We start from the raw sequence: 6,897 nt of genomic DNA, 5'->3' as shown, positions 1-6,897 counted from the left end.
GGCGCGCCTGCCCTCCAGCGCGATCTGAGCGCGCCGGACGCCGGTTCGCGATTGTGACGGGCGTCGCGTCGCCGCCCAGCGGGCTGACCTAGGCTTGAGTCGTGGGAATGAGGGCCGCCGCGTCCGCAGAGGGTCGGCGGATCCAATACGGCAAGGGGCGGCATCCAGCCGGGCTGAATTTCGGTGATTGTCTTTCCTATGCGCTGGCGAAGAAACGTCAAGAGTCACTGTTGTTCAAGGGCGAGGATTTCTCGAAGACCGATGTCGCCAGCGCGCTCTAGTTTCGTCGGATGGGTGGCGCGAAGCGAAACCCATCGAACCCCGCCCGAGTTTCCCGATTCGCATCCAATCACCTTACTGTGTCCCCATTGAAGGCAATCGTAAGTCGATAGAGTGTGCAATGGGAGACCTGGCCGTATGCCGTAACAGGCTGATTAAATTGCGGGTTGAAGTCCAGCCGATGGAGTTGCTCGTACACCATTGCAGCACCCCGGAGCGGTGTTTGGGTAACCAAGGGTCGTGAGTTCCGACGGTACAAAACCGCAGGCCGCTGCGCAAGCGAACCTGGATGTAGCCTCGTCACTTAATCGGTAGTGCCCCAGCTTATATGATGGCGCGAAATTTTTATGCTTCGATGTCAACAACTTAATTGGTAACTCGTCATATAGGCTGGGGCACTACCCCGGACCGGGTGCGCGAGGTGCTGGCCGCCTTGGTCGACTGGCTGTCCGAACCCGAACATACCGAACTGCGTCATTCCTTCGTGGTCTGGCTACGCGAGGCATTTTTTGCCACCCGCCTGCCGACGGTGGCGCTGCCGGAGCTGCACGAACTGGAGGAGGTCCGCATCATGTTGAGCGAACGAGTCGTCTCGTGGACGGAGAAATGGAAACAGGACGGCCTGCGAGCGGGCTTGCAGGAGGGTCTGGAGCAGGGCCTAGAGTCAGAGCACCGCCTGCTGCAGCGACTGATCCGCCGCCGTTTCGGCGAGGCGGCGGCGGCCCGCAGCGTTTCCGCGCTGGCCACGATCCGAAACCCGGCGGTGTTGGAAGATCTGGGCGAAATCCTGCTCGACTGTCCGGATGCCGATGCCTGGGAGGCGCGGTTGGCACAGCATTCCTGAGACCGCCAACGGCATCCCAATCGCGGACGAATCGGAAAACTCGCGAAATTGGTCCAGTAACATCGCCACGGTATCGCCTCTACACCTCCACCCAAACTATAATGGCCTCATGAACCAGAGCCGCTGGATCAACGATCTCGCCGCACTCCCCTACGCCCAGCCCCTGCTGGCCGGCTGGCGTGGCGCCGATCATATCCAGGATCCCGGCTGGCCAGACTACGAACGCGCGCTCGACGCCTGCCTGGCGAGTCAGGATCCGTCTCTTCCGTTGGCCCAGCGCTATGCCGCACTGACCGACAGCCGTGATCGTCTGCTCAAACTGCGCGCGAGCGACGACAAGGCTTTCTCCACCCGCCTGCTCCTGAGCCGCGTCCTCCATGCACTGAACGAATCTCAGGCTGCCATGGAGGAAACCCGCGACCTGTTGCATGACGCTTCTTGGCTCACGATGTCCTTGCCCGCGGACGTCCGGATCGTCATCGACCGTCCGTTTTTGCCTCCGCTACCCGCTCAGGATCACCGGCCATTCGCTCCGGAGCGTCAAACCCTCGGCTCATGGCTGCAGGCCGTCATCCACGAAAGCCTGGGGCAATCGCCCCCGGACGCCGACTCGGAGCTAACCCCTGCCTCCGCCGCAGTTGAATGTCCGACACCGCCTTCATCCCCGCGCATCTTGCATCTGTCCACCCTCGATTGCGCGGGATCCGGTAGCGCCGCCCATCGCCTGCACCAGGGATTACGCAAGACCGGGCTGGATTCCAGTATGTGCGTCCTGCATAAGGAATCGACGGATCCTGACGTCCGCTGGATTCATGGTGTCACGGGAGTTGATGACCCTGGCGACCCGATCTTCCTGGCCCGCTATTTTCGCCCGCTGTTGGCGCGTACGGATCAATTGACGATCCGCTCTGTGCCGGCGCTGGCTTCTTTGCTGGCGCGTTCATTTCCCACTACAACAATCGACGTGCTGGAAGCGGATACACCTATGCCAGTTGCGAGCTATTGGGTCGCCGCCGAAGCGCTGCTGCGTCATCTGGATATAGATGCATGAACCTTTCAAGCGGCTATCTAACACCAGATCCTGCGCGGGTGGCTTGCTGGCGGGAACGGCTGGCTGAGAGCGATGCGAATGGTGTGCTCAACGTGGGGTTTTTTTGGCAAGACGGGTCGGATGATCACCGCGCGCCCTTTAAGCGAGCAAATGCTGATCTGGCTACCTGGAGGTGGTTATTGTCAATGCCGGGTGTTCGCTGGGTGAGTCTGGAAAAAAACGATAGCCCAAGGGAAGAATTTCAATGGCTGAATGTGCATTTCGTTGATGTTGGACGGGAATGGCCGGAAGATATTGATGAGCAGGCAGCGCTTTATGGGGCACTGGATGTGGTGATTGCACCAAGCATGCGGGCATCGCTATGTCTGGCACAGGCAGTGGGAACTTCTGTGTGGCCGATTCATTTCAGATCCTGCCCGGATTTGGTAACGAAAGCAAACGCTTCCTTACTGTCTGGATGGATGCCGGTGCAGGTTGCTGATGGATTATCAGCGACAATACAGTCAGTCTTCGAAAGGTATCCAGCAGATTCCAAGCTGCCTGCTTCAATCTTGAAACTGATCGAGTTCGCGAAATGCATGGCAGATACCATCCCCGGCCTTGCAGTGGAAATGGCAATAATAATTTGTCAATCTTTTGAGGAAAATCAGGATGATATTGGGTGGCGGGCGAAGATCATCAACTGGCTTTCCGAAGCCGTGTTACGGTGCAGACTTCTTTTGTCAGGTGCGGATGCGCCTTGGCTGATAAAATTAGCTTTGCTATGCGGTCGCACAGACGATTATAAAATTGCACAGGAACTGATTGAATCTGCATATACTTTACACGACAATACTCGAGATGGATTTGTTCGATTGGGATGGTTAAAAACAAGTAAAAAATATTGGCAAGATGGGCTTGATCTGGCGATACGCGATGAGAGGCTAGGGCGTCTTAGTCCTAATTGGCAGATTAATCTCGCCCAACTCTACGGGCGATACGGAAATTTTGAACGTGCAACTGAACTGATTAAGCATGCGTACTCTATAGATAAAAAACATAATGATGGTTTTGCGCGTCTTGGATGGATTGAAATTGAAAAGAATAACTGGCGTAAAGCTCTTAATGTTATGAGGCGAGATTCTGTTTTAAACAGGATTTCTCCGGCGTGGCAAGTAAATTTTGGTATCGCAACGGGGGTTGGCGGCGATTGGGATGAAGCAGAACACCTAATTGAGGATGCTTATATTAGATGTCCGAATTTACGTGATGGCTTCACCCGTCTAGGGATTTATTCTTGCTTCTATGGTCAGGATGTTGAGTATTTTCGGATGCTCAAAGAAAGAGATGTTTATTTGAATGCCATGGGTGATCGTGACCGCTGGAAAATAATGAGTTTGATTATATCGGGAGATTTAGCGAAGGCAGTTGATACTGCTTATGAGGCTTATCATTGCGATAATGATCAGCGTCAGAATAATCTCCTATCCCTTATTGGGAATCACGGTTATATTAATCGGGGTGATTTTGATGTCGGGATGAATTTTCTAGCCGGGGATTATGAAAGAAAACGAATGGGAGAGAATTGGATAGCTTTGTATGCTGTAATGCTTGCAACATGTGGAGAATTTGAAAAGGCCATTGATGTGTTTGAGCGCCAATTCCAGACAGTAAATCCGGATGCGCATATTACGATTTACACCTACCATCAACCGAAATCGATTGTTGTGATCGATTTGCGTGCTTTGAAAAATTTGTTGCTAGCAGGGCATGGTTATACTGACTTAATTGGTTTGTACTCTGTAATGCCTGTTCTGTAATGTGACTTTCAGAATGAAGCAAGGTTGATATGACTTAAACTATCGCGTATAAATCTGTTCGAACGACCATTACGGTCAGCACGAATGCCATAATAAGGGCCTAGACGGTGCTGTGGGTTAGCCGGCGCGGGCGGTATTACGAAGGGTGACGCACAATGCCTGGCACAGTGAATAAAGCCCATCTCACCGCACTACTGCCCATGCGTCATCACAGTCAGCGGGTGCCTGGCAAGAACTACCGGAATTTCGCCGGTAAGCCTCTGTACCGACACGCGGTGGATGCCCTGCTGGGCGCACGCGGTATCGTTCGGGTAGTGATCGACACCGATAGTCCGGTGATCCGCGATGATTGCCGCGTAAATTACGATGAGCGCGTCCTGCTGCTGGAGCGTCCAGAGCACCTTCGTGTTCCGGATGTCCCCATGAACGACATCCTGCTGAATGACATTGGACAAGTGGACGGGGAATATTTTCTGCAGACCCATGCCACTAATCCCCTGCTTAGGACTGCGACCATCGAGGCGGCCATTGCGCGTTATTTCGACTGTCTCGCGGCGGGTGAGTGCGACAGCCTGTTCAGTGTCACGCTGCGCCAGGTCCGGATCTGGGGAACGGGCGCCAAGCCTCTCAACCACGACCCGGCCGTGCTTATGCAGACCCAGGATTTGGTGCCCTTCTACGAGGAGAACTCCTGCCTCTACCTCTTTTCTGCGAGCATCTTGCGCCAGCGCAAGAACCGCATCGGCGCCAAGCCCATGATGTTCGAGATGGACCCTTTGGAGGCGGTGGACATCGACGAAGAGACCGATTTCGTGCTGGCGGAGGTCTTGGCCAACCAGCGCATGCCAACCCATTGATCTGATCGTCTACGATAAGGATCCACGTGAAATACAAGATTTTGATTTCGGCGCCTTACCTACTGCCAGTGGTGGGCAAGTACCGGTCGATTTTGGAGGCACGCGGCTGCGAGGTCGTGGTGGCCGATGTGGAGGAGCGTTTAGAGGAAGCAGACCTGCTGCCGATCATGGGTGACATTGACGGTGTAGTCTGTGGCGATGACAAATTCACCGCCAAGGTGCTGGCCGCTTCGCCGCGGCTAAAGGTGCTCTCCAAGTGGGGTACGGGCATCGACTCCCTCGATCAGGCGGAATGCGCGCGTCGCGGTATCGTCATCAAGAACATCTCCAATGCCTTCTCCGAGCCGGTGGGTGATACCGTGCTGGGCTGGATGCTGTCCTTCGCCCGTCGCTTCCAGCAGCAGACCGAGAACATGCGTATCGGCGGCTGGGAGAAACTGCCGGGGCATGCGCTGAACGAGAAGACCCTCGGCGTGGTCGGCGTGGGTAATACAGGCAAAGCGGTCATCCGCCGTGCTCACGCGTTCGGCATGCGCATCCTGGGCAATGACATTGTGGAGGTCGATCCGGCCTTCATCGTCCAGCACGGCATGGAGATGACCGACCTTGAAAGCCTGCTCAAGCAGTCCGACTACGTCAGCCTCAACTGCGACCTGAACGAGACCAGCGAATTCATCATGAATAGCCGGACGCTGGCACTGCTCAAGCCCGATGCAGTGCTGATGAACGCCGCGCGCGGCCCGCTGATCCGCGAGAATGACTTGGTGGAGGCGCTTCAGGCCGGGCGCATCAAGGGCGCCGCCTTGGACGTGTACGAGCACGAGCCGCTGCCGCTGGACAGCAGGCTACGTTCGCTGCCGAACGTGATACTGTCGGCCCACAACGCTAACAGCTCGCCGCTAGCGTGGGAGCGGGTACACGAGCGTGCCATCGAGAACATGATGCAGGTACTGGAAGCGGGCTCATGAGCAACAGCGACTCTCCGCTGGTGATGATCACGGGCTCGGCAGGCGCCATCGGCGGCGCAACGGCAAGTCTGCTTGCCCGCAAGGGCTGGCGGGTCATCGGCCTGGATGTCCGCCGCAGCGAGCGGCCGGATGAATTCCTGGTCGAACTGGTCGGCGACGTGTCGCAGGCGTTGGTCTGGGATGCGGTACTGTCCCGGGTGAACGATGCGGGTGGCGAACTGCACGGCCTGGTACATGCCGCTGCCTATCAGGTCTGCGCTCCGCTGGTGGAAACCACCGAGGCCGATTGGCGCAAAGTTTTGGATACTAACTTGGGCAGCCTCTACCAGGCTGGCCGCATCCTGCATGGTTCGCTGGCTAAGGGAAGGGCCAGCGTGGTGGCTGTCGGCTCGGTGCATGCCCGCGCTACCTCAGCCAACATCGCCGCCTACGCGGCGAGCAAGGGTGGCCTGTCGGCCATGGTGCGTGCGCTGGCCATCGAGTGGGCAGGCGACGGTATTCGCGTCAATGCCGTTCTGCCTGGGGCGGTGGATTCGGCCATGCTGCGCGAAGGCCTTAGGCGTGGGCATCTCGCGGGTACGGGCGAGCAGGCTTTACTCGATCAATTGGCCAACCGCACGGTGAATCGCCGCATCGGCCAGCCGGGCGAGATCGCTACGGCGATCGAATTTTTCCTTGATGAGCGCAAGTCGTCCTTTGCTACCGGCACCGAGTTGGTGATCGATGGTGGAGCCACAATCCGGTTGTCAACAGAGTGATCAGCATGATATCAACAAATGTTTTCTCTATTGGGTGCTGCCTAGTAGAAATGTGCCGATATTCCATTTTTCGTTTATGGCCAATACGCGCAGACTTGAAATCCCCTATGGCGGCAGGGTAGTACTCTTCTCTATATGATTTCACAGATGAGCTTTGGCTGAGCGAGTGCTATTATAATGATGGACGAAATACCAAATAGCTCCAATATGGTTCTGAAGCTTTTTTGAAAAAGAAAGTGCTTTTCGTACGAGCCTGGAAATACGTTGCCTGAGTGTGCCGTTGTATCGTTCGATGTGATTTGTCTTTCCCGATTCCTTGCCGACAGCGTAATGACGGAATT

Annotated in this window: 8 protein-coding genes; 7 read left to right on the top strand and 1 reads right to left on the bottom strand. The window is 56.0% G+C overall.

The window, feature by feature from the left end:
* The first annotated feature begins 107 nt into the window (after nucleotides 1-107).
* The 7 genes from CKO27_RS23065 (at nucleotide 108) to CKO27_RS23035 (ending at nucleotide 6,556) form a co-directional block, all read left to right on the top strand.
* Nucleotides 108-281: a PIN domain-containing protein gene (locus CKO27_RS23065; protein WP_200377260.1), complete on the top strand. Its 174-nt coding sequence runs from the start codon at nucleotides 108-110 to the stop codon at nucleotides 279-281.
* A gap of 431 nt (nucleotides 282-712) precedes the next feature.
* A complete protein-coding gene (locus CKO27_RS23060) occupies nucleotides 713-1,123 on the top strand; it encodes a hypothetical protein (protein ID WP_242471089.1) in 411 nt (136 codons plus the stop codon).
* Between the two features lie 109 nt (nucleotides 1,124-1,232).
* On the top strand, nucleotides 1,233-2,174 hold the full coding sequence (locus tag CKO27_RS23055) for a hypothetical protein (RefSeq protein ID WP_200377259.1): 942 nt from the start codon (nucleotides 1,233-1,235) through the stop codon (nucleotides 2,172-2,174).
* Complete coding sequence (locus CKO27_RS23050) at nucleotides 2,171-3,973, top strand: tetratricopeptide repeat protein (protein ID WP_200377258.1); 1,803 nt, start codon at nucleotides 2,171-2,173, stop codon at nucleotides 3,971-3,973. The genes CKO27_RS23055 and CKO27_RS23050 overlap by 4 nt, the downstream gene beginning before the upstream one ends.
* 167 nt (nucleotides 3,974-4,140) lie before the next feature.
* Entirely contained in the window at nucleotides 4,141-4,830 is a 690-nt protein-coding gene (locus tag CKO27_RS23045) for a cytidylyltransferase domain-containing protein (protein WP_200377257.1), read from the top strand.
* Nucleotides 4,831-4,856: 26 nt separating this feature from the next.
* Complete coding sequence (locus CKO27_RS23040) at nucleotides 4,857-5,798, top strand: NAD(P)-dependent oxidoreductase (RefSeq protein ID WP_200377256.1); 942 nt, start codon at nucleotides 4,857-4,859, stop codon at nucleotides 5,796-5,798.
* Entirely contained in the window at nucleotides 5,795-6,556 is a 762-nt protein-coding gene (locus tag CKO27_RS23035; protein ID WP_200377255.1) for an SDR family NAD(P)-dependent oxidoreductase, read from the top strand. The genes CKO27_RS23040 and CKO27_RS23035 overlap by 4 nt, the downstream gene beginning before the upstream one ends.
* 141 nt (nucleotides 6,557-6,697) lie before the next feature.
* Here CKO27_RS23035 and CKO27_RS23030 read toward each other — a convergent pair.
* Nucleotides 6,698-6,897: IS1 family transposase (locus tag CKO27_RS23030; protein WP_242471088.1), on the bottom strand; the 200-nt coding region annotated here is incomplete at its 5' end.

Source organism: Thiocystis violacea (assembly GCF_016583575.1).
GTDB classification, from domain to species: domain Bacteria; phylum Pseudomonadota; class Gammaproteobacteria; order Chromatiales; family Chromatiaceae; genus Thiocystis; species Thiocystis violacea.
Note: the sequence above shows the minus strand (reverse complement) of the source record. Positions and strands in the feature narration are given on the sequence as shown.

Coding starts and splice junctions, on each gene's coding strand:
- CKO27_RS23065 (WP_200377260.1), top strand. CDS start 108: ATGAGGGCCGCCGCGTCCGCAGAGGGTCGGCGGATCCAATACGGCAAG.
- CKO27_RS23055 (WP_200377259.1), top strand. CDS start 1,233: ATGAACCAGAGCCGCTGGATCAACGATCTCGCCGCACTCCCCTACGCC.
- CKO27_RS23050 (WP_200377258.1), top strand. CDS start 2,171: ATGAACCTTTCAAGCGGCTATCTAACACCAGATCCTGCGCGGGTGGCT.
- CKO27_RS23035 (WP_200377255.1), top strand. CDS start 5,795: ATGAGCAACAGCGACTCTCCGCTGGTGATGATCACGGGCTCGGCAGGC.